At 52.6% G+C, this 21,069-nt stretch carries 20 protein-coding genes and 2 pseudogenes; 14 read left to right on the top strand and 8 right to left on the bottom strand.

The window, feature by feature from the left end; genetic code table 11:
• From KBY83_RS08090 to KBY83_RS08080, 3 genes are all read right to left on the bottom strand, one after another.
• Positions 1-762, bottom strand: a 762-nt coding sequence (locus KBY83_RS08090) for a hypothetical protein (protein WP_255019070.1), incomplete at its 3' end; no start/stop codon positions are given.
• A gap of 132 nt (positions 763-894) precedes the next feature.
• Complete coding sequence (locus KBY83_RS08085; RefSeq protein ID WP_255019069.1) at positions 895-1,080, bottom strand: hypothetical protein; 186 nt, start codon at positions 1,078-1,080, stop codon at positions 895-897.
• Between the two features lie 293 nt (positions 1,081-1,373).
• Positions 1,374-1,715: a hypothetical protein gene (locus KBY83_RS08080; RefSeq protein ID WP_255019068.1), complete on the bottom strand. Its 342-nt coding sequence runs from the start codon at positions 1,713-1,715 to the stop codon at positions 1,374-1,376.
• Positions 1,716-1,792: 77 nt separating this feature from the next.
• Here KBY83_RS08080 and KBY83_RS08075 point away from each other — a divergent pair, with 77 nt between their 5' ends.
• Both KBY83_RS08075 and KBY83_RS08070 read left to right on the top strand, forming a co-directional pair.
• Positions 1,793-2,086: an ATP-binding protein gene (locus tag KBY83_RS08075; protein ID WP_255019067.1), complete on the top strand. Its 294-nt coding sequence runs from the start codon at positions 1,793-1,795 to the stop codon at positions 2,084-2,086.
• Positions 2,028-2,366 (top strand): ATP-binding protein, encoded by a 339-nt coding sequence (locus KBY83_RS08070; RefSeq protein WP_255019066.1) that lies wholly within the window; start codon positions 2,028-2,030, stop codon positions 2,364-2,366. Before KBY83_RS08075 ends, KBY83_RS08070 begins: the two co-directional genes overlap by 59 nt.
• A gap of 11 nt (positions 2,367-2,377) precedes the next feature.
• Here the strand turns inward: KBY83_RS08070 and KBY83_RS08065 are convergent, their stop codons facing one another.
• Both KBY83_RS08065 and KBY83_RS08060 read right to left on the bottom strand, forming a co-directional pair.
• Complete coding sequence (locus KBY83_RS08065; RefSeq protein ID WP_255019065.1) at positions 2,378-2,722, bottom strand: hypothetical protein; 345 nt, start codon at positions 2,720-2,722, stop codon at positions 2,378-2,380.
• Positions 2,723-2,748: 26 nt separating this feature from the next.
• The gene (locus KBY83_RS08060) at positions 2,749-3,180 is read right to left on the bottom strand and encodes a hypothetical protein (RefSeq protein ID WP_255019064.1); all 432 of its coding nucleotides are present in this window, start codon (positions 3,178-3,180) and stop codon (positions 2,749-2,751) included.
• 196 nt (positions 3,181-3,376) lie between these two features.
• On the opposite strand from KBY83_RS08060, the gene KBY83_RS08055 reads away from it, so the two are divergent.
• The 6 genes from KBY83_RS08055 to KBY83_RS08030 all read left to right on the top strand — a co-directional run bounded on the left by KBY83_RS08055 (position 3,377) and on the right by KBY83_RS08030 (position 12,396).
• Complete coding sequence (locus KBY83_RS08055) at positions 3,377-4,051, top strand: hypothetical protein (RefSeq protein WP_255019063.1); 675 nt, start codon at positions 3,377-3,379, stop codon at positions 4,049-4,051.
• A gap of 6 nt (positions 4,052-4,057) precedes the next feature.
• Entirely contained in the window at positions 4,058-4,561 is a 504-nt protein-coding gene (locus KBY83_RS08050) for a hypothetical protein (RefSeq protein WP_255019062.1), read from the top strand.
• Between the two features lie 9 nt (positions 4,562-4,570).
• The gene (locus KBY83_RS08045) at positions 4,571-5,170 is read left to right on the top strand and encodes a hypothetical protein (protein WP_255019061.1); all 600 of its coding nucleotides are present in this window, start codon (positions 4,571-4,573) and stop codon (positions 5,168-5,170) included.
• 1,026 nt (positions 5,171-6,196) lie between these two features.
• Positions 6,197-7,216 carry a hypothetical protein gene (locus KBY83_RS08040; RefSeq protein WP_255019060.1) on the top strand — a complete coding sequence of 340 codons (1,020 nt, stop codon included), beginning with the start codon at positions 6,197-6,199 and terminating at the stop codon, positions 7,214-7,216.
• Positions 7,217-7,302: 86 nt separating this feature from the next.
• Entirely contained in the window at positions 7,303-8,382 is a 1,080-nt protein-coding gene (locus KBY83_RS08035; RefSeq protein ID WP_255019059.1) for a hypothetical protein, read from the top strand.
• A gap of 1,221 nt (positions 8,383-9,603) precedes the next feature.
• Positions 9,604-12,396, top strand: a complete 2,793-nt coding sequence (locus KBY83_RS08030; protein ID WP_255019058.1) for a tetratricopeptide repeat protein — start codon at positions 9,604-9,606, stop codon at positions 12,394-12,396.
• 142 nt (positions 12,397-12,538) lie between these two features.
• Here the strand turns inward: KBY83_RS08030 and KBY83_RS08025 are convergent, their stop codons facing one another.
• Positions 12,539-13,273: a tetratricopeptide repeat protein gene (locus KBY83_RS08025; RefSeq protein WP_255019057.1), complete on the bottom strand. Its 735-nt coding sequence runs from the start codon at positions 13,271-13,273 to the stop codon at positions 12,539-12,541.
• A 734-nt stretch (positions 13,274-14,007) separates the two neighbouring features.
• Here KBY83_RS08025 and KBY83_RS08020 point away from each other — a divergent pair.
• The 5 genes and pseudogenes from KBY83_RS08020 (at position 14,008) to KBY83_RS08005 (ending at position 19,004) form a co-directional block, all read left to right on the top strand.
• Positions 14,008-15,771, top strand: a complete 1,764-nt coding sequence (locus KBY83_RS08020; protein ID WP_255019056.1) for a tetratricopeptide repeat protein — start codon at positions 14,008-14,010, stop codon at positions 15,769-15,771.
• A 107-nt stretch (positions 15,772-15,878) separates the two neighbouring features.
• Positions 15,879-16,103: pseudogene (locus KBY83_RS15500) on the top strand (transposase family protein); the annotation flags it as partial.
• Between the two features lie 154 nt (positions 16,104-16,257).
• Positions 16,258-16,494, top strand: a complete 237-nt coding sequence (locus tag KBY83_RS08015; protein WP_255019055.1) for a hypothetical protein — start codon at positions 16,258-16,260, stop codon at positions 16,492-16,494.
• Positions 16,495-16,568: 74 nt separating this feature from the next.
• Positions 16,569-17,018, top strand: a complete 450-nt coding sequence (locus KBY83_RS08010; RefSeq protein WP_255019054.1) for a transposase — start codon at positions 16,569-16,571, stop codon at positions 17,016-17,018.
• A 153-nt stretch (positions 17,019-17,171) separates the two neighbouring features.
• Positions 17,172-19,004, top strand: coding sequence for a calcium-binding protein (locus KBY83_RS08005; RefSeq protein ID WP_255019053.1), 1,833 nt, complete (start codon positions 17,172-17,174; stop codon positions 19,002-19,004).
• Between the two features lie 925 nt (positions 19,005-19,929).
• Here the strand turns inward: KBY83_RS08005 and KBY83_RS08000 are convergent.
• Both KBY83_RS08000 and KBY83_RS07995 read right to left on the bottom strand, forming a co-directional pair.
• Positions 19,930-20,292 carry a hypothetical protein gene (locus KBY83_RS08000; RefSeq protein ID WP_255019052.1) on the bottom strand — a complete coding sequence of 121 codons (363 nt, stop codon included), beginning with the start codon at positions 20,290-20,292 and terminating at the stop codon, positions 19,930-19,932.
• A 211-nt stretch (positions 20,293-20,503) separates the two neighbouring features.
• Positions 20,504-20,599, bottom strand: a pseudogene (locus KBY83_RS07995) (transposase); the annotation flags it as partial.
• Between the two features lie 56 nt (positions 20,600-20,655).
• Here KBY83_RS07995 and KBY83_RS07990 point away from each other — a divergent pair.
• Positions 20,656-20,949: a cupin domain-containing protein gene (locus KBY83_RS07990; protein ID WP_396093660.1), complete on the top strand. Its 294-nt coding sequence runs from the start codon at positions 20,656-20,658 to the stop codon at positions 20,947-20,949.
• Positions 20,950-21,069: the final 120 nt, after the last annotated feature.

Below are 21,069 nucleotides of genomic sequence, written 5' to 3'. Positions count from 1 at the left end.
ATAGCCACTGCTTCCGATAGTGAAGCTGGAGCCGTCAAAAAGCAGTTGGCCGAGATCAGGTGCCGAGGTGATCAGAACAGATTTGAGGGAATCTCCCGAATCAACGTCAGAGAAGACAAAGTCAGCGGTAGAGAAGGTGTACACAACATCTTCGCTGATGCGCACCGAGCGATTGGCACTGGTGGGCGTACGATTCACAGCAGCACTAGTAATCCTGAAGTTATCAACAGCCAAATAGGAGTTGGCGGTAGCATCGCTTTCGTTGAACACAGCGATGGCAATGGTATAAACGCCACTATCGGCAAATGTGTATTCGTATCCACCGGATTGCGCCCCATAATTTCCGGCACTGGATACGCTGGCAAGCTTGACGCTCGAAGGACCGCTAATAACAAAAGACGAGTCGTTGTACGACCAGTAGTCTGTTGTCTTAAATTTCCAATCAAAAGAGAGCTTCTGGCCAGCACTGATATAGATGGACTGCTTGATGGCTGAGCCGACAGTATAGGTATTGTCTTTTTCTGTATCGAATGATGCACTAAAGAAGCCGCTCCCGAGGTTCAGAAATGACTCAATGCTGCTGAGTGATTGATCCTGGCTTGTTAGTTCAGCGAAGTAGCTGCCGTTAGTTGGTGCGAATCTGGCGTTACTGTCGCTACTGCTGCCTAGATCAACGGAGCCCTGGCGGACCACTGCGCTACCCAGTGTGCTCCAGCCTGAGAACGTACCAGATTCAAAACTGCCGTTAAGGAAATCAGCCACGGACCTGTCCTGCCCATTTGTCAAGAGTTTAATCGATGAAGCCTGATCTAGCAGCCTGGCCTAGACGGCTTGGATCACGCTGAGGCAATCCCCTTGGGTCGATTGCTGCAACAGGGCAGCCCAAAAATGCAATCATGGCGCCCCGTTGCGGTAGGCGTAGCGGTGCGCGTCCTTGTGCAGCTGCATATCCCGCGGCCAGTGCCACTCCTTCTCAATGCTCCACCGCTGCCCGATCAGGCGCAGCAACGCTTCTTGAACTGTGCGCAGGCTGGTAAGAAACAGATGGCGTGTGGCGCCGCCCTTGGAACCCCCTAGCAAACTCTGCTCTTGCCGCCGACGCCCGTGAAGTGGTTGCCAGAGCATCACCTGGTGGTCTTCCTACTAGATCTGGCCGCTGAGCTGGATCTTGAGCAGATCCACGCCGACTACCGGTAGATGGATCCCGGGGGGAGAAGGCCTGCTGGGAAGACGCCGCCTTCCGTCACCGTCACCTGGCTGCCCTGGCCGGGCTGTGCGTTCAGGTGCTGAGGCTCTGCCAGAAAGCAAAGGCCATGAGCCACGAGCGGGCTACTGCGCAGGGCCGAAATCATCGAGGCCCTGAAGGACGGGCGCTAAGCCAAGGGCAAAGGCTGAGCTGGAAGTGGAAGCAGCTGCCGCCAGGGCCCATGAAAGGGAAGAACAGGCCCCTGCTGCTCAGCAGGATGATAAGGAGACCGAGGCGAATAGCGACGAAAAGCAGCCGTTGTGCCGGCAAACGAGCAGATGATGCCCAGAAGATTGCCCATGAAAGCGATCCACTGGAGATTCCACACGGCCAGCTCCCCACGGATGCAGCCGGAAAGCCAGAACCCCAGGCCCAGCGCAATTTCACTGATCCCGACAGCTACATCCACAAAGAGGCAGACGGCTGGATTCAGGGCCACAACACCAAGGCCGACGTCGATGGAGAGCACCAGGTGATCCCTAACAAAAGGGTCTCGGGGGTTTTGATCACCAGCATCTGGAGGCCAAGCACTGGCAGGAACTGCGGGTGCTCTCCCGCAGCCACACCTGGCTGTTGCAGGCAGAGAAACTGCAGCTTTTTGGCCCCAGCGGGGTGAGCAAGACCCACCTGGCCATTGCCATCACGATGGCGATGATGGAGCAGGACCAGGCCTGCCGCTTCTTCCCGGCCACGGCCCTGGTGCAGCTGTTGCAGAAGGCCAAGGCCAGCGACGAGCTGCCGGCCCTGATCCAAAAGCTGGACAGCTACGCCCTCCCTGCTGGTGATCGACGACATCTCCTACGTGCGCCGGAGCGTGCTGGAGACCTCGGTGCTGTTTGAGCTGATCTGCCACAGCTACGAGCGATGCTCACTGCTGGTGACCTCCAACCAGCCATTCCGCGAATTGGACGAGATCCTCCCGAGCGGATCGATGCCTGTGGCAGCGGTGGACCAGCTGGTGCACCACGGCCAAATCGTTGGCATCAGGGCTGAAAGCTACCTACAAAAAGGAGGTGCTGCAAAGGATTCTGGCGATACAGCTGGGCCACCTATGCCATTGAGCGGGCACCATGACCGTCATGATGGAAATATGCGACCGGTGAGGGCTTCAGAGGTGTAACCAAGCGTCAATCAAAATGGGTAACAAATGATTGATGCAAAGCGCCTGTCACCCTGATTGACATCTGACAGAGCGGATCGAGCCAACACCGGCCAGTCGCCGGGTGCCTGAATTCCCGACGCCAGAAAGTGCAGCAACACAAAAGTGGAAACCTGTGAGGGGAGGGGCTGGAGGCCTACATCTCCACAGACAAGCGACACAAAGGGTGAGGCCATCACTGGATCGAGCACCATCAAAAACCCTTGCGTCGTGTGGAAGTCAGCCGCCTGGTTGAGCACGCTTTCCAGATCCGGGGTGCTTAGGAGCTCCATGAGTGCATCTCGCTCAATGGATTGAAGGGTGTCGTGGGTCTTCAAGCCAGGGCTCAGGCATAGACCATGACCTAGACCACGAATGTGTGCTGATCGACCTCGGTCTCCACAGCTGAAGCAATGAGAGTGCTGCTACAGCACACCAACTGGTCCAGCCCGTCTGTGCCACCTGGAATCTGGATGAACAGCCAGGCCTGCAGAACCTGGAAGAAATCGTGCAGATGGGCTCTGCTGAACAGGTAGAGGAAGGTGGGAGCCGAGAGCCAGCAGTTGAAATCCTGGCCCAGCGCCTCCAGATGCCCCTTGGAAGCCCCCTCCAGATCACTGGAGCTGCAGCAACCGCTGAGAATCCCCAGCAAAGCCACCAACAGGAATAACAACTGCAGGTAAGAGACCCTGCGGCGGGAACGACCGTCAGGGATGGCCTTGTGGAAGCTGATCAGATTGCTGAAATCCGCCTGAACGACTGCAGCATCGGGCTTTGGTGCATGGGAACGAGCCATGCCCGCTGGCCAAGGCCAACGCAACCAGGCTCCGCCAGCCCGCCGTGACGGCACTTTTAGGCGGCCCTGGCAGGCAGCATATTGACGCATAGTTGCATGCATGCGCACTTACGCGGTAGGATCTTGAAGTACGTACATGGCCTGTGAAGGAGGAGCCTTAGCGCCTTCTGACTTAGGCCTCACCTCCTCTCAGGTCATGCATAAGTCGTTTTCTCAAGCTGTCGCGCTGCTGGTGCTGCTGTCACCGATCGCAGCAAAGGCCCAGATCCTGCCCAATCCCACTGCTGCCGAGAAGGGAACAACCCAGAACCTATCTATCCAGAATGGCTCTAAATCTTCCCTTGCCTTTGGCACGAACACGGCGTTCGGGGCTTCGCTTTCCACCCAAAGCTCTCCAGGAATGAATTCAGTTATTGAATCCAGATTCGTTCCTTCAACTGCCTCAATTACAAGTAGCATTGGTTCTGGCGATACACCAGGCGTCACACGCGCAACAATCTCGAATTTGAAAGCACAAGGAACTGGCACTGTTCCGATTCCTGGTGGCGACGGTACTCTCACCTCTGATCAGCTTAACTTTGCATCAGGCAATGCCTTGTTAGAGGGCGTGGGGGCCACAGTTGACATCTCGCTTACAGGAGAAGGGGGTTCTAAATTCTCAGCACTTGCAACTCCTAATACCGTTGGATATACCCCTGAGAATTCTTGCAGCCTAGGGACAGGCAATTGCCTTTACTCAGGTGTCGATGGCAAAAAACCTTACGAGGAGCAGCAGTTTGCAAATGGCAACGCTACTGCCACAATCACCTCTAACACAACAGTTGATATTCAGACCAACCAGTTTTCGTCAACATTCGCTCAAAGCTTTTAATATTTCATGATGATCCGTACTCTTCTTGCGCTCATTTCGCTAACAGTTGCTGCGTCTCCCGCATCTGTGTTAGCGCAGGCTCAAGGCCAGACATCAGGAACGACAGGCTCAAAAAGCACCTTCAGTTACTCTATTCAGTCTACTTACGGAGTTACTACATCAGCCAACTCAAATCCCAACTTTATTGTTGACAACGAAGCCGTCTTACTGTTGAAGCAAGGCAGTTTCGTGACCAACAAGTTCGGCGATGATTCAGGTAATGCGAAAGCAGTATTTTTAGCAACACCAACAGGCAGCGGAGTTGACTTGCAAGGAATAACCGGCAAAAATCTTCTTCTTATTGATGATGGGACCATGTTTCGATCATCAATTCGCTCTGTCGACCCAGAAAATTATAATCCTGAATTTGGAGGCGTTGCCTCTGGGTCAGCAATGGCAACTCATACATCAACTGTAGTGGTTGAAAAGTCAGAGTCAACGTTCAGTCAATCATTTACGACGAGCTTCTAAACTAATTCCATGAAGTTTATCCCTCTACTGGCTTCACTAGGTAGCTTAATTCTTTTAGTTCCCGAACTAGCCCTTTCTCAACAAACAAATAATAGTTCCACGCTCAACAACCAAGCAGCGCCCTCTGCTTCATCGATCACATCTGGCGGGACAAATATAAACTATCAAACAAATAATTCATTCAATAACGAAAATGGTTTCGCACCAGGAATATTTTGCCGGACACCATCTCTTTATGCAGGCGGAAGTTGGGGCCAAACCAACCAAAGTGCGCTAGATATTGCGAGCAATACAAGCTCAAACGATAACAGCAACTATTCTGCTAACCTTGGACTAGTTGTCCCCTTCGGCTCATCTGTACTAAGGGAATGCGCAGACCTAGCCAAACAGATTACATTAGATCGAAAGATTTCAACCGATCTCTCTCTTATCAGAGCTTGCTCTCAGCTTGAAAAGGAAGGCATTGTCGTTGACCCGGATAGGTTCCCATATCTTGAGAAGTGCGCAAAGGTCGCAAGTTCATCTATTCGCATCTCACAACCGAGACCAGCCTCAATTCCTGCTACTCCCATAATAACGCCGAAAATACCTCGCACTACCAAAAGCTAGATTTAACTCATGCTATTTTGATAGGAACAACAGCAGCATTGATTCTGCTTCATGGTGGTGTTGACACTTTACCATCAAGCCAACTCCTGGTCGCCAGAGAATCTTCTTTCATAATCTATTGTACTTCAAATCATGATGGGACAGGAGATTGTTCTCGTGCTGATACCAGTGAAGGCATCGAATGTGAACTAGTGCCCGGTTCTGTCATTAACTGCACGCAGAATGATGGTATGCCTGTTCAGTGCGTCATGGTTAGCTCTGTTCTTAACGCACAGGCATATTTTTCATGTGCCCCACGAAGGAACGCCGGCGTGAGCGGGAAGAGAATCAATCTTGATAGATTTGATCAGCCTACCACTCCAAGTCTGCCTCCCACAATCACCCCAGAATTACCGGATCCACTAACCCCATTAATCGATCTTTTCGACTAGGATCTGGCCGAACTTAAGATTCTGATGTCAATTCGAATCCATCGAAATACTGCCACCTTCCAGTTCCTCTCGTTTCTTGGAAGCTGTGCCGCAACTGCGGTTTTCCCTCTGCTCTATGTCGTGGCGCCTGCCAGTGCTGCCCCTTGCTACCCCAACGACCCTGATGGAGAGAATCCAGGAAATCTGTGTTTAACGTATCCTGCATCCTTCTCCACAAGTTTTGACACGAGTCCACAATGGTCGCCGCTCCCAAACCGACCAATCAACCAGCCCCCCTTCATCCAGGGTGTGGGCACGGAAGCTTACTATGGCTATCGAGTCAGCAACACCCAGCCGGGCCGTGTTGTGGGAACAACGTCTGGGTATTGGACTAATATCGAAGCCGTGAACGGCTCAACGACGATCACGGACAGTAACGGCCAAAAAATTTCGATCCCATAACCAAGCTTGAGGCCCCTCAAGAATTGTTCGTAGTGGACTGGGATACGAGATACAAAACGTTGGGCGGCTTCCCCAGGCAACCTGCTTGACAAACATGCCCATCAGGGAATAGGGTAATGAAGTCGGCATACGTCGACATGTTCGTTTCCTAACCATGAAAAAGCCACTCGTGCTTGCAGCCCTTCTGGCTGCTGCCCCTTTCGCTTCACTGACTGCTAAGGCAGACCCCCTGTTCAACATCCAGACCCCTTCGGCTGGTAACGTTATCTTCACTGGTAGCGGCACCGCCCAGTTCAACAACTCCCTGAGCACCAACAACAACTTCAACGTTGGTTCTTCCACCAACCTCGGCGTTAACGCCTCCGCATCCAGCACTTCTGACTACACCGCGCAAGGTGCAGCCCAGCTCGATCTCGCCGGCACCAGCCGTCTGCAGCAGACGATCGGCACGGCAACCAGCGCCTTCAATGCGAGCAGCTTGATTGAAGCAGCCAGCTCAGCAGCAACCACGGCTGCAAACTCAAGCTCCTTTGGTGTTCAGTGGACTGCAGAATGGTCCCACAACAATGGCTATGACACGACCGAAACAGCTGAAGCCCAAGCAGCTTGGAAGGTAGGCTGGGAGAATCAGTACAGCCAAACCTTCGCTGCCGCCACATCTTCGTCTCAAGAGTCCAGCGTAGACAAGAATTCCACCGGTACCATCTCGGCTGAATTCTCCACCAAGGACACGGGCAGCACCGCCGGTCAAGTCGCCGCTAACCAGGCGTCCTTCGCCAGTGGCGCCAAGGCTGCAGCTGACGTCGCCTATGGCTCTTCCTATGAAGAAGGCGGTCGTTACTCATCTGCAGTCGAGTGGAAAGCTGCTTGGGAAGCTGGCTATAAGAACAGCTACTCTTCTGCTGTTAGCCAGGCCTCTGCTTCTGCTGCCCGTGACAGCGAAAGCAGCGTGACTGTGACCGGCATTGGTGTAATTGCTGATGTTAATGCAGCAGCCACTTCCAATTTCACAGCACAAGCCTCGAAAGATGCCCCCAATTCTGGTGGTAATGGCAACGCTCAAGCCAGCTCCGGCGCCCAATTGGCTACGTCGTCCTTCGCTACCCAGAGCAACAGCACCAGCGCCTCGGCCTTCGCCCAAGCCTTTGCTGCATCTGCTGATTCAGGCACCTGAAACTAACTCTGTCAACTTTACCTCTAACGTAGCTTAGATTTGAAGGCGAGAGCTTAGCTCTCGCCTTTTTTCTTATTTGCTAGTCTATGAAGATTGTCCTGTTAAAAGGCATTGAAGGCTTTGGTGACCGACTTCAATGCCTTCTCCAAGCAATCGGCTATGCCAAAGCCACTGAGCGTATTCTTGTAGTGGATTGGCGCGATAGCCATTGGACCCATGATCAAAGCCTCGAATTTGAGCATTATTTTCGCATCGAAGGGCTCAAGACCCTAAGCTTTAGTGAATTCGTTAATGAAGTCCAAGCACACTCCGCATATGCGAGTGATGATCTCATCGTAGTTCCAGAAGCCTGGAATAATCATTTAGTTAATCCAGATTACGAGACTTTTATTCGTGACCCTGACTACGCACTGCCAGGCAATGGTGGCTGCCTAGAGCGAATTATTGAAGGTAATGAGCCTGATTTTGAGAATCCGATTGTGGTCTACCCAGGCATCGGTCCGCGCACATTCAAATGCCATAATGCCCTTCACCTTAGGCCAGCACCGATTATTTTTGAAGCTCTAAAAGCCTGCGTAGACGAGTATGATTTGAGTTCTTTCCAGTACGATATTATTCACCTCAGAGGCGGCACTAAAAGTTGGGCGGGAGGCTCGATTTCTGAGGCCAGTCCTAACTATGAAAAGCACATACAGTGGGAATCAGCCCACCGCTACATGCAAGAGATCTTTGATGTGCTGCAACAGCTCAGGCAAGGATCCATGCCGTGTCCTCTTTATATCCTCACTGATACTCCCTCTTTGGCGAAGCAATGGATGCGTTATTTTGGTGAAGCTACGCTGATCTGCAATCGCGCCCATGGTTTGATGGGAAACACGGGCATACATAAAATTCGCAAACAATCGTTATCTAATGCAAACATGCCTGAATCTACTACTGGAGGCTCTCCGCCTATCACCAAGGAGCTGCTCAATGTGGAAGCTATCCGGGACTTCATATTAATGAATAATGCACGCCACTTGGTTGGGGATGGAATTTCGATATTTTCCTATTTAGCATACGGATTGAAATCCAATAATGTCATTTTGGCTAATCTCCCTGCACCTCATTCTACTCCGCAAGCATCACAACATGGCGCGAATAGCCACACCCGCTGGCGCTTTTAAGACTCAACCGTCATCGTCTGAGATACCAATGCATCTCACAGTCGCCACAAACTACGCCTAAAACTGAACTCATCTATCTGCTTTGCCAACAGCAGCCAAACATCTGACAGGGAAGTTGTCTCTGGATCATTCAGGAGCTCCATGATTGTGCGGGTGATTGAGTCACTGCTAGCTCAGAGCAGCGTGGATTAGGCAGTGGCACAGCTGAGATGGCTTAAAAATCCAGTGCCGTGATCGCAGATTTGGGGTATTGATAGGAATTCTAATCTGTAAGCGTGGCGGTTTTAACGCCGCTAGCAGCTGTTAATAACAGGAACTTCAGCCCGATCCTGCCTGTGTCTATTCCCTGGTTAGTATCATAATCTGGTGGCGATACAGGGTCAAATAAAAGCTACTAGAATATCTTATGCATACGCTGCCGCAATCAAATCAGCCTATCCGCCTCGCTGAACAATAACCCCAACATTTGTTGGAAGCCGGGCTGTACCGTCAAGCCCAACGGTGAGGAGAAAACTAGGTTGATGTGAAACCAAACGTCACAGAATGCCTGGTCCAGTTGGGTTGGTGCTAGCGATGCTTAAAGGTTGGGATGGGGGCCGTGCAGCACTGGGTTGGGCCCCGGCTTTCGTCCGCTCTATCACCAGATACTCGCTTACCTAGTATTCGATTTGGGCTTCTCGCGCCCACACGCATCCTTGGGTGTTGGTGTGAAAGTCGCGAGCAAGGAAAACCCGACTAAACGAGGCTCTCATCAGCAGCATCTGATAGACCCTTGGCAGGATCTGGATGTTCTGATAAGATGGGATGAATAAATTTTCTTGTGGAAAAATGTCCACATACCACAAGCTGGCTCAGGCAGCCATTGTAGGAGCCGCATTCGTAGGTGGTTGCGTGCCTCAGGATCGTACGATTCAAAGCGGTGTTCCTAGTCACCAAGAGACATCGTCAGCTCAAGTCGCACCCACAATTAAACCTGAAGCAAACTCTACCTTAAGTTCAAGAAAGCCTCTTCTGCCAAAGAGTTCGCCCGTAGCTCCATCTGCTCTAAATTCTGCAATTGAAAGCGCGGGCATTGCTCCGTCTCAATACAAAAAGCCACTCAGCGAGAATTCTTGCGGCCAAAGATGCTCTGATTCGCTATCGCAAGCTTCTACCACTATTGCACCTGCAGAATCAAAATCAGCACCAGAGCAAGATGAGAGATCGCAAGCCCTACCGACCATGCAAGTCGGAGATCAGCTAAGCGAGCAGCAGCGTCTGGCCGAGGCCAAGCGTGTCGCCCTTGAGCAGCAGCTCGAAGAGGAGCGCATCGCCACTGAGCCCCAGGCTGAAACCCAGCGGCTGGCCGCAGCGCGGCTCGAGCAGCAGCGTCTAGCCGAGGCCGAGCGTGTCGCCCTTGAGCAGCAGCTCGAAGAGGAGCGCATCGACACAGAGCGCCAGGCTGAAACCCAGCGGCTGGCCGCAGCGCGGCTCGAGCAGCAGCGTCTAGCCGAGGCCAAGCGTGTCGCCCTCGAGCAGCAGCTCGAAGAGGAGCGCATCGCCACTGAGCCCCAGGCTGAAACCCAGCGGCTGGCAGCAGCGCGGCTCGAGCAGCAGCGTCTAGCCGAGGCCAAGCGTGTCGCCCTCGAGCAGGAGCGCATCGACACAGAGCGCCAGGCTGAAACCCAGCGGCTGGCCGCAGCGCAGCTCGAGCAGCAGCGTCTAGCCGAGGCCAAGCGTGTCGCCCTCGAGCAGCAGCTCCAGCAGGAGCGCATCGCCACTGAGCGCCAGGCTGAAACCCAGCGGCTGGCCGCAGCGCAGCTCGAGCAGCAGCGTCTAGCCGAGGCCAAGCGTGTCGCCCTCGAGCAGGAGCGCATCGACACAGAGCGCCAGGCTGAAACCCAGCGGCTGGCAGCAGCGCAGCTCAAGCAGCAGCGTCTAGCCGAGGCCAAGCGTGTCGCCCTCGAGCAGCAGCTCGAACAGGAGCGCATCGCCACAGAGCGCCAGGCAGCCGCGCAGCGGCTTGCCACAGCGCAGCTCGAGCAGCAGCGTCTAGCCGAGGCCAAGCGTGTCGCCCTCGAGCAGGAGCGCATCGACACAGAGCGCCAGGCTGAAACCCAGCGGCTGGCCGCAGCGCAGCTCGAGCAGCAGCGTCTAACCGAGGCCAAGCGTGTCGCCCTCGAGCAGCAGCTCGAACAGGAGCGCATCGCCACAGAGCGCCAGGCAGCCGCGCAGCGGCTGGCCACAGCGCAGCTCGAACAGCAGCGTCTAGCCGAGGCCAAGCGTGTCGCCCTCGAGCAGCAGCTCGAAGAGGAGCGCATCGCCACTGAGCGCCAGGCTGCAACCCAGCGGCTGGCCGCAGCGCAGCTCGAGCAGCAGCGTCTAGCCGAGGCCAAGCGTGTCGCCCTCGAGCAGCAGCTCGAACAGGAGCGCATCGCCACAGAGCGCCAGGCTGAAACCCAGCGGCTGGCCGCAGCGCGGCTCGAGCAGCAGCGTCTAGCCGAGGCCGAGCGTGCCACCCTCGAGCAGGAGCGCATCGCCACAGAGCGCCAGGCAGCCGCGCAGCGGCTGGCCGCAGCGCAGCTCGAGCAGCAGCGTCTAGCCGAGGCCAAGCGTGTCGCCCTCGAGCAGCAGCTCGAACAGGAGCGCATCGCCACAGAGCGCCAGGCTGAAACCCAGCGGCTGGAGCAAAAGCGTCTAGCCGAGGCCGAGCGTGTCGCCCTCGAGCAACAACTTCTCGTTGCATCGAAAAGACAGAATGAGCTGGCACACTTACAGCAGCTAGCTGCACAGCAGAAACGGTCAATTGCGGCCAAGATTGAAGATGTGAAAACTCAGATCAGGTCGGGCTTACAAAAAGGCTCCACTGCTTCCCAGACTGGAAATCAGCCAAAGATCTCTTTACCGGCTGAGACCAGTGGGAATGAAATACATTCATCGTCCCCAGTCATTGCCATCCAAGGAACGACAGGCGTCAGAAAGCTTGCGCTTGGAAGACTTCCTCTTGACAATGCCTCAGATGTCTCGCTTGATCGTTTAATCGCTCCTGCAACCCTGAGCCCTGACCCGGAAGCTTCAAACAATAATTCCTCAAGTACCACAGCAAACCTATTTCTCCTCAAGGGAGAATTCAGGCAAGCTGCAAAGGAGTTTACGCTCGCCATGGCTACTAGGCCTGAGGATTCTCTTCTCTTTACTGGTCGTGCCAAGTCTCGGCTCATGGGTGGCGATGTTAAGGGAGCCGGCGATGATCTGGATCGAGCAATCCAGTTGAATCCTTCCGATCCCGGCAATTTTCTGGCAAGATCCCAAGTTAAGGATTTACTGGGCGATAAGCAAATGGCTCTGCTAGACCTTGACCGTGCTATCGAATTGAATCCTAAGTTTGAAGCAGCACTTCTGAAGAGAGGCGCGATGCGTGCTGAGCTCGGCGACAAGGAGAGTGCCGTTAAGGACTACGGGCAGGTCATTGCATATAATCCTGCCAACACCGAGGCTCTCTACGTGCGAGCGGTGCTGAAAGAGGAGTCAGGTTACAAAGCGGATGCAGTTGCAGACCTTTCAAGAATTATTGAAGTGCTACCAAGACACGCAGCAGCTTACTACAGGCGTGCCAGGCTCAGGGATGATCAAGGCGACCCCAAAGGCGCCATTTCCGATTACGATGCATCACTAGCGATCAATTCATCACAGTCAAATGTCTACAATAATCGCGGCCTAGCCAAATCAGCGCTCAACGATCTCCAGTCAGCCATAAGGGACTTTGAAAAAGCAGTAGAACTCAGACCAACCTATTCAGCTGCGCACAACAACCTTGGTGCAGCTAGATACAAAGCCAAAGATCTTACTGGCGCAATTGCGTCTTACTCAAGGGCTATTGAGCTCAATCCTAGCTATGCATCAGCTTACGCAAACCGGGGAATAGCGCTTGAAGCAGTGGGCAATATCCCATCAGCCTGTCGCGATTGGCGCAAAGCTGCATCCCTCGGAGATGCTGATGCTTTTGCATGGGCTGGAGCACAATGCTCTCGTTGAGCAAATTAGGATACTTGCAATTTTAAATGCCTTGAAGATGACAAATTTAAACGCAGAGGGTGCGACAAGTAGTGCCAAGAAAGGCATTGACCATGCTTTAAATCTGAGCCGCTTGTCGCAATGCTTTGACAGAAAGAAATCGCTATTTTGCTGACTCAACAAAGCGCGTACACTGCTTAGCATGCCAAGCTCGTGATTCAGCCGAACCCATAGCAGCCGCCAGCTTCCAATCAGTACAAGCCCCCTTGATATCACCCAGCAGTTCTTTAGCGATACCGCGGTTTTGATAGGCTTCTGTATACTTTGGATTTACTCTTATTGCCGAATTGAAATCTGCTAGTGCAGCCCGAGAATTTCCCATGGCTCCAAAAGCAACGCCACGATTCAAGTAAGCTACCGCAAAGCTTTTATCTACTTCAATAGCGCGATCAAAATCTTTGATGGCACCTTTCATATCACCCAAACCACCCTTGATCAGACCCCTGTTGGAATATGCAGAGACGTAACGCGGATCAAGCTCGATAGCCTTGCTATATGATGAGAGAGCATCAGACTTCAGGCCAATATCCTGCTGTGAGCGTCCAAGAAGAAAGTAGGCTTCGGCTACATTGCTATTCAGCTCGATGGCCCTGCGTGCATCCAGTAGCGCCTGTTCGGGCTGTCCGCGATTGAGTTTTAATCGTCCCTGCTTAATGATTTCGGAAATGGATGGGGACGGTGGCCCAGCGATTGCTTTGTAAGCGCCCCCAATCATGACGGTGCAGGCGGTCGCTACCAAGGGTAAAATCTGCCACGCTAAGAAACTCAGCATAAGAATGGATCGCTTCTGCTGCAAGGATCGGCTTGACGCAAGCTTTGGAAAGTCGATCAAAGACATGCTCAACAGTGTAACTATTTGGATTTTAACAGCCCGCGTCCCTTTAAGTGGTGTCAAATCGAGGCACGATTACCCTAATCTGAGAGCGATTAGGGGCGGATGCCCCCCCTTGTCATTCGCGAGGCGGATTTATACATCATTGTTTTACGATTAACCCAGACGACTGACTGCCAAGGCGTTCGCCTGGATTGGTTCGGAGTTGCTGACATTACCTGATTCTCTGCTGCTGATGTATGAGCTTTTCCTCGATCTACCATTGCTTGTAGTGCTCTAACTGTACCTCACCAACCTGACGCACGCTCGGGGTGTCGCTGGAGAAGCATCTTCAGCTTACGTTTGAGGATTTCTTGTTTCCGTTTGGCGGCAAGACCTCAGCAGAGAATCGGTTGAATCCCAGCAATCAGATTTAGCGGGCAGCCAGCCCACAGCATCCTCCCTCTGCTGGTCCGTAAGTCGCCGGCGGGCGAGGATTGGGTTGACCGTAGTGGTCATCAAGCCTCAGTCTCGTGATCATGGTGTTTCTCCTATCGAATGTCCACCAAACCGGGGAAACACCAGACTTACCGCGAAGAACGAACATGTGAAGTTTAACAACCAACCGCGAGAAAAAATACCAGCATCCTCGCTGCGAATCTGGGACTCAGCTGGCCCCGGCTCCCCATTCGGAAGTACAATCTACGAGAGCAGAGGTGGCGCCAGCATGGAACCACCTGCAAAGCTCAACATTTCCTGTCGTGAAAGAGCAAGAAGGTCACCATCAAAACCATTTCTCAGGAGGCTTCGGGCGGAAGATAGATAGTTCATCATCCAGTTCTGGGAGGCTGCGTAAAGGTCAATACCAGCTTCACAATCAACATGTTGAACCGCTTCCTCGCAAAGGTCTTGAACTAAAAGCTGAGCCTATTTTGCGTCTATTGGCCCAAGCTCAGTCTCCTTGTCCCGAAGTCTTCAGAGATTTGGGCAACATCTACGAACGGCAGAATGACCCTAGCGAGGCTGAGCGTTGGTATCAACGTTGGCTTTGCACTACCCCATCCCAGGCTCATGAAAGACTGGCGCAGGCCCTTAAAGCCGAACAATTTTCTTGGCTAGATCTTGCACTTCAGCGATATCTAGATGTTCTTGAACTTGAGCCCACTCAGCCAGAAGCACTTCGCCGAGCAAGCTCGCTTTTGCTGGAGCGGACTCGTTTCGCGGATGCGATGCCGATACTTCTCAATAGACTTCAACAAGAAACGCACACTGCTGAGCTTCTGATCCAGGCCAGTTGGTGTTCATTTGAACTTGGATCTGTTGATGATGCTGTTCGCTTAGCCAATATGGCTAGCCCCGGGAATCCAGACAACCCAATTATTCTAACTATTCAGGCTTATGAATGCCAACGTAGAGGCAGGATAGAGAAGGCATTGGATCTTGCTCAGCGGGCCCTTTCTCGGGCCGTGGCAACCTCTCAATGGAATTTGATAAACAGGCTTTTAGCAAGGCTATTCTTTCAACAGGGATTATTAGAGTCGTCCCAAGAGTGCCTCGAAGTGGCGAAGAAGGCGGAGCCATTTCGCGCAGAGATTCATAGGCTACTAGGAGAAATCCTGCTTTTGCAGAATCGCCTGCATGAGGGATTCATCGAATATCAATGGCAACCTCCTACGACCAGTCCTTCCACTACAACAGTTTCTAAACATGGGCCCTCCCGAAATATTGCACTAATTTCTGGTTGCACGCTTGGAGACACCCTTCTGTTTTCGCGTTACGCAATATGGCTTAAAGAATTCAAAAAGATGAACGTAAGGCTGTTTGTGCCCCCTCCTCTCCTCGCACTTCTACGCATATCCCTGGGAGACAGACTCCCAGTACAAATGATGCAAGATCTTAAGCATGACTCAAAGCAGGACGAGGTAGTGTTGCCAATGCTCTCTGCCCCCGCAGTTTATGGTACTTGTCAAGAGTTTCCGGAGCTGGCTCATCCGCACTTACGTGCAGATAACGAGCTAATCGAACACTGGCGCCAGCTGCTTAATATCAAACATGGTGAGCAACTTATTGGTATCAACTGGTGCGGATCTCCCCTTACTGCAATCACGGAATACCATAAATCAGATATTCCCTTAGATGCCTTTGCTCCCTTGGCGGCGTTGCCAAAAACCCGTTTATTGTCCCTGCAAAAAGGATTTGGTACCAGACAGTTATTGACATGCAGTTTTCGTGACAGCTTTATTAACCAACAACAAGAAATTACTGCTGAGATGCGCTTTGAGCATACAGCCGCAATCATGAGCCTCTGTGATTATGTGGTTACCGATGACAGCGGTCCAGCGCATCTTTCAGGCTGCCTTGGCGTGCCTACTATCGTTATGTTGGCCCCATTGTGCAATTGGCGATGGGGAGCATCTGGAGGAAATTCACCCTGGTACCAGCGCACAGTGTTGCTTCGGCGCAATGTTGATCAGGACTGGCTGGAACTTGCTGCTGAGGCCAGCAGAATTATTCAGGCTCATTGATAATCTAGCTTGCTTGCTTGCGCCCCAGGGCTGATTCAAAGTCTGTCACAGGCGTCCTTGCAGGGGCTGTCAGCATGGGTTGAGGTCGGCGGAATCGCCCCCTCCTTGTGCTTGAAAGCGTCTCCACCGCAACCGATCTCGACCTGATCACCTATCTGAGGTCGATCCCCGATGCGCGGATGCGGCGCGGGGTTCGGTTTCCGGCCTGGTATCTGCTGCTGGTGCCCGTGCTCGGAATCCTGAGCGGCTGCCAGAGCTTGCGGGACCTGGAGCGTTTCGCCATCCGCCACCACACCGTGCTCACCGAGGCACTCGGCCTGGAGCTGCGTCGGCCGCCATCAGATTCCTCGTCCTCTACTTCTTCCAACAGGTGGACGTGGCGGCACTGTGCGCTGCGATTCGTGACTGGACAATCGCCCAGATCCCTGGTTGCACTAGTGATCTTGACCAGCTGGTGTGTGACGGCAAAGCCTTGGAGGGTCGATCGTGCCCACAGCCGGCGGCGGTTCCGCGTTCATTGCCCAGGTCACGCTGTATTCGGCTGCCCTCGGTGTGGCGATCAGCCAGGCCTGCTACGCCACTGGCGAAAATCACGAGCGGGCGGTGCTGCGGCAGTTGCTCGGCGAGCTGGATCTGGGCGGCGTGCTGATCCAGGCGGACGCGCTCCATACCCAGCGCCCGTTTTTCGGCAACTCCAGGAGCAGGGGGCCGACTTCCTCTTGACCGTCAAGGGCAACTAGAAGACGTTGCATCGTCAGATCCGATCTCAGTTCCAGGGAAAGCGTCACATCCCTTTTGTGGCAACGGATCACGAGATCGGCCACGGTCGCAACATCACCTGGACGCTGCGTGCCAAACAGGCTCCAGAGCACATCCGTGAGGCCTGGATTGGCACCAGCTGGATCGTGGAGATGACCGCCGATGGCACCCGTGACGGCAAGCCCTTTCAGGCGACCCACCTGTTCCTCACCAGCCTGCGCACAACGCCAGAAGCCCTGCTGCAACTGGTACGAGACCGCTGGAGTATCGAGGGCTGGCACTGGATCCGTGACACCCAACTCCATGAGGACGCCCACCGCTACCGGGGCAATGGCGCCGGCGTGATGGCCACGCTGCGCACCGCGGCCTTGAACCTGTTGCGCCTGGCCGGGTTCCGGTCGATTCGGGCCGGCCTACAGGCCGTAATGCACGACATCACAGCGTTGCTGGCGATGGCGCGGCGAAAACCGCAGCCCGATGCTTGCTGAGACTTTGAATCAGCCCTGGCTTGCGCCCTGACGTTGGCAACAACGCTCGACGCCAAGGCTTTAATGCCTATTTGCGAAGCATGTGACGAAGTCATTGCGGTGCCACCCCCATCTAGGCTATAATTGGATTAGTTCGGATCCTAACAACATAAGGTGGCCACTCTCTCCGGAAACTGGTATTCGAAGAATGGAACCAATCTGGCTGATGGTGCTGTTCTTAAGCGCACAAATATTGACAAGAACGATCGCATTCGCATTGACAATTTAGGACTCGTTTTCTATGATATAGATGGCGACTGGCTACTGGGTACTGAAGACATCCTGATTGGGAGTCTTGTGTATACTAGCTCCTTGGCTAAGACGTCAGGCGTTTTCAACCAAGACCCTGATAATCCATCATCCTTCTTTTTCGGAGCAGACACTGCTGATCAACCAAGGGGACTACTTGTAATTTTTAATGAGAAATTTCTTAAGGGACTGTCGCTTGATCCACCCCCACCTGTCATTCCTCAACCCGTAAAACCCGCCGCCTCCGTGATCAAGTCCAGTCTTGAAGCCACGGTAAAATCTCAGGCTGATATTCGCGATTATATCTCAAACAACCTTACACCAGCTGAGACCGTATCCTCAAGCATTGCATCTGTTGAGTTGAAGCAGGATTCGCCGCCTAATGTTGTTCTCATGGGATCGGCTGACCTTGGAGTTTCTGGAAACGCTGCCGAAAACGTTTTAGTTGGCAACGATGGTAGCAATACTCTTGACGGCGGACTTGGAAATGATATCATGTTGGGGGGCAAAGGCGATGATTTTTACTATATAGATTCTCCCGATGATGCTGTCATCGAGCTAAGGGCTGAGGGTCGAGATACTGTCATCACAGGCATTTCCTATGCACTCCCGGATCAAGTTGAAAACCTGGTCCTTGTGGGGTCTGCTACCAGGGGTTCTGGCAATGGTATGGACAATGTAATTACTGGAAATGATTTAGTAAATTACCTCTACGGCCTTGGTGGCAATGATGTTCTTGATGGACAAGGTGGGGGCGATTTCCTGGTAGGCGGCTTTGGCAACGATACATACATCATTGATTCACTTGAAGATAGCATTGAAGAGCGCTTCAACGCAGGAGATGATACAGCACGAATTCGCATTAAAGGCCTAGGCTTGTATAAATTGCCTAAGCATGTAGAGGCTGCCGTACTTGAAGATGGTATCTCTTTTTCTGTCAATGGAAATGAACTTCCCAACAGTATCCTTGGCAATTCTCTAAATAATACGCTTTTGGGCTTGATGGGTGATGATTACCTGTCAGGGCTTGAGGGTTCGGACCTACTTATTGGTGGCTTAGGAAACGATTTTATCGATGGCGGCCTTGGGGATGATCTTCTCGAAGGAGGGCTGGGTAACGACCACTATGTGGTTGACAGCGGTTCAGATTCTGTGGTTGAGCTTATTGCTCAAGGCCAAGATCTAGTTCGGGCCACAAGTGATTACTTACTGCCTGCCAATGTTGAGACTCTTCTCCTCGCTGGCGTCGCCAATATATCGGGAATGGGCAATAGTTTAAATAATCTTATTCAAGGCAATAAAGGCAATAACGTCCTCGATGGCGGCGGGGGCGTAGATACCTTGATCGGCAGTTCCGGTTCTGACATGTTTGTCTTTTCTACTCTATCCTCATTCTCGGTTTCCAGGGCTGATCGCATATCTGATTTCACTTCCGGAGAAGATACGATTAGAATTGGTGCTAAATCCCTTGGCGTTGAGTCGACTAATGGCTTTACATTTGCCGCCGTCCAAGGTTTCTCGGCATTGACCACAGCCTTACGCACGCCGACTTCTATTGTTTACGATTCTAGTACCGGCTATCTCTATTGGAACCAAAATGAAAGTCTTGCCGGCTCTGGAGAGGGTGGTATTTTTGCTGTCATTAATAAGGATAAAAATCCGGCATTAGTAGCGAATGGGGATGTGAGCTTCTTTTGAGCACGCGAGCCCCAGCACTTTCCGGCTGAAGTACGAATGCCTGGTCGTTATCGTCTCACAGATCTCAAGAGTTTAGCTAGCTAGGGCCTCCTGTTAAAGTCAAAACCAGCATTCAGCAGGTAATAAACTGTCACTCCGGTTTGCCGCTGAATGATCTTCGGGCTGAGGCTGATTAAGGGCTTTGGCCCGGCTTACTCGTGGGACTTCAATATCTCGAAGAGGTCCTCGATCACTCCATCCTTGAGCAGTCTCACCCTGAACAAGCGAGTTTACAGCATAGTGAATGCTGTTCATTACGCCATGCCCGACAAACTCCTCAAAAGAGGGCCTACTGTTCAACTGAAATCAAGCTCTTTATCGCTGAGAACAAAAGCTACTGAAGAATGAGAATCTTGAACAGAATCAGCGAATCAATCCGTTTGTGCCCTGTATTGCTCTTGCGCTCACGTACATATCCTTTGCCAAGGAGCAGACGGAACGATTCTCACTAACCAGATCGGAGAGAGTTTGAGTACAAGCTGCTGATCCTCAATCTTTGCGAACCAATGCCGTACATCCAAGAAGCCTGGCTACACCCATGGCTGACTTATGTATTTTCCAACCAATAACAATCAGGCGAGCATGCCAGAGTTAGCTAACTTGTTAATTCAATGATGCACCACCATTAGAATATTCACTATGAGATCAGAACGTAGCCGAGAAACGCTAGTACTAGTTGCACGAAGCCATAAGCAAGGTCATTAACACCACCCATACAAATGAAGACCATCATTACATCCGATCAAATCAGCCCATCGGAGCAAGGCAGAAGACACCCAAAAGTCGATCCAAGACTTAGGGAATTGAAAAACCTTAAAAAAGATTAAGGCAAATACAAGGCCGCTAATCAAATCTCTAGGAGGGATAGCCAAGATGGATCTGTAAACTATGAGCAAGGATCCGAAGATGACGATGACGATGACGATGACGATGAAGAGACGGCGCACTGCTTGCCAAATTTATCCAACTTCCAAACCCCTTGATTATCTGACCAAATGTAGTTGTTGAAGCTTGAGGCAGGCTGAACTGCGGGGAGCGCCATAAATCCAGTGCCCATAACGAAACCCACGCCCACAGCATTTTTTGTTAACGATTGAGAATCCGCTTGAAGCGCCTTAATATTGGCTTGATTGGTGCGGCTCATCTCTTGAAGCTGCAATTGCTCCGTTTCCGATTGTCCATTGACCAACCCACCAACAGACGACTGAGCAAAAGATGAAGAAGCTGCGCCAGCCAGGATGACGGGCACAAACCCGCAACGAAGGAGGCGAACAAAGATATGAGTCATTGGCTTTAAACTACATAATTCCGATCATATTCGATTTCGCGGAACCTGCCAAGTTGGTCGCAAAACTTAATATGCTGTTTGTCTTAGGTTTCCGCAGATGACCGGGTGCAAGGGGCCAGGTCGACTGCAAGGCAGGCATAGGGCCGCCCACTTCTGAGAAGCCTTACGGATGGAGGCGTTTGGCCACTGTGGCTTTCATTCCCCCGTACAGATGCTGCCAGCGGTGGTAAGTCGCCAGAGAAACCTCCAGGGCTCGGCAGACGTCAGCAACAGCTGGTGATAAACACCAATAAAGAAGCCTGGCTTCCAGGACTGGTCAGGGGGTTGGATGTGCTGCCGCTGCACGCCTTTGGCTCTGAACACCTAGCCCTAGTGCGATGGGCAGCGGGAACGGTGTTTCAGACCCACAGCCATCCAGGTGGGGAGGAGATTCTGGTGCTCGCAGGCGTATTCAATGATGAACACGGCACCTATCCGGCTGGCAGCTGGCTGCGCAATCCGCCCGGCAGCGTGCACAGGCCATGGAGCGAAATCGGTTGCACGATCTGGGTTAAAACCGGCCATCTACCGGAGACGATGGCTCCGCAGAGCCCCCAGATGCACGAATCAAAGAGGTGACTTCCTTCCTGAGACCGGGGCAGGCACGCTGCATAACATTGCGGGTTTGATTGCTCACAGTTCAACAGAGATACTTGGCTAGAATGAAACCAGCATGACCGATACGGGTAATAGATTCAA

The sequence above is a fragment of the Cyanobium sp. WKJ7-Wakatipu genome (assembly GCF_024345355.1).
In the GTDB taxonomy this organism is placed as follows: Bacteria; Cyanobacteriota; Cyanobacteriia; order PCC-6307; family Cyanobiaceae; genus Cyanobium_A; species Cyanobium_A usitatum.
Note: the sequence above shows the minus strand (reverse complement) of the source record. Positions and strands in the feature narration are given on the sequence as shown.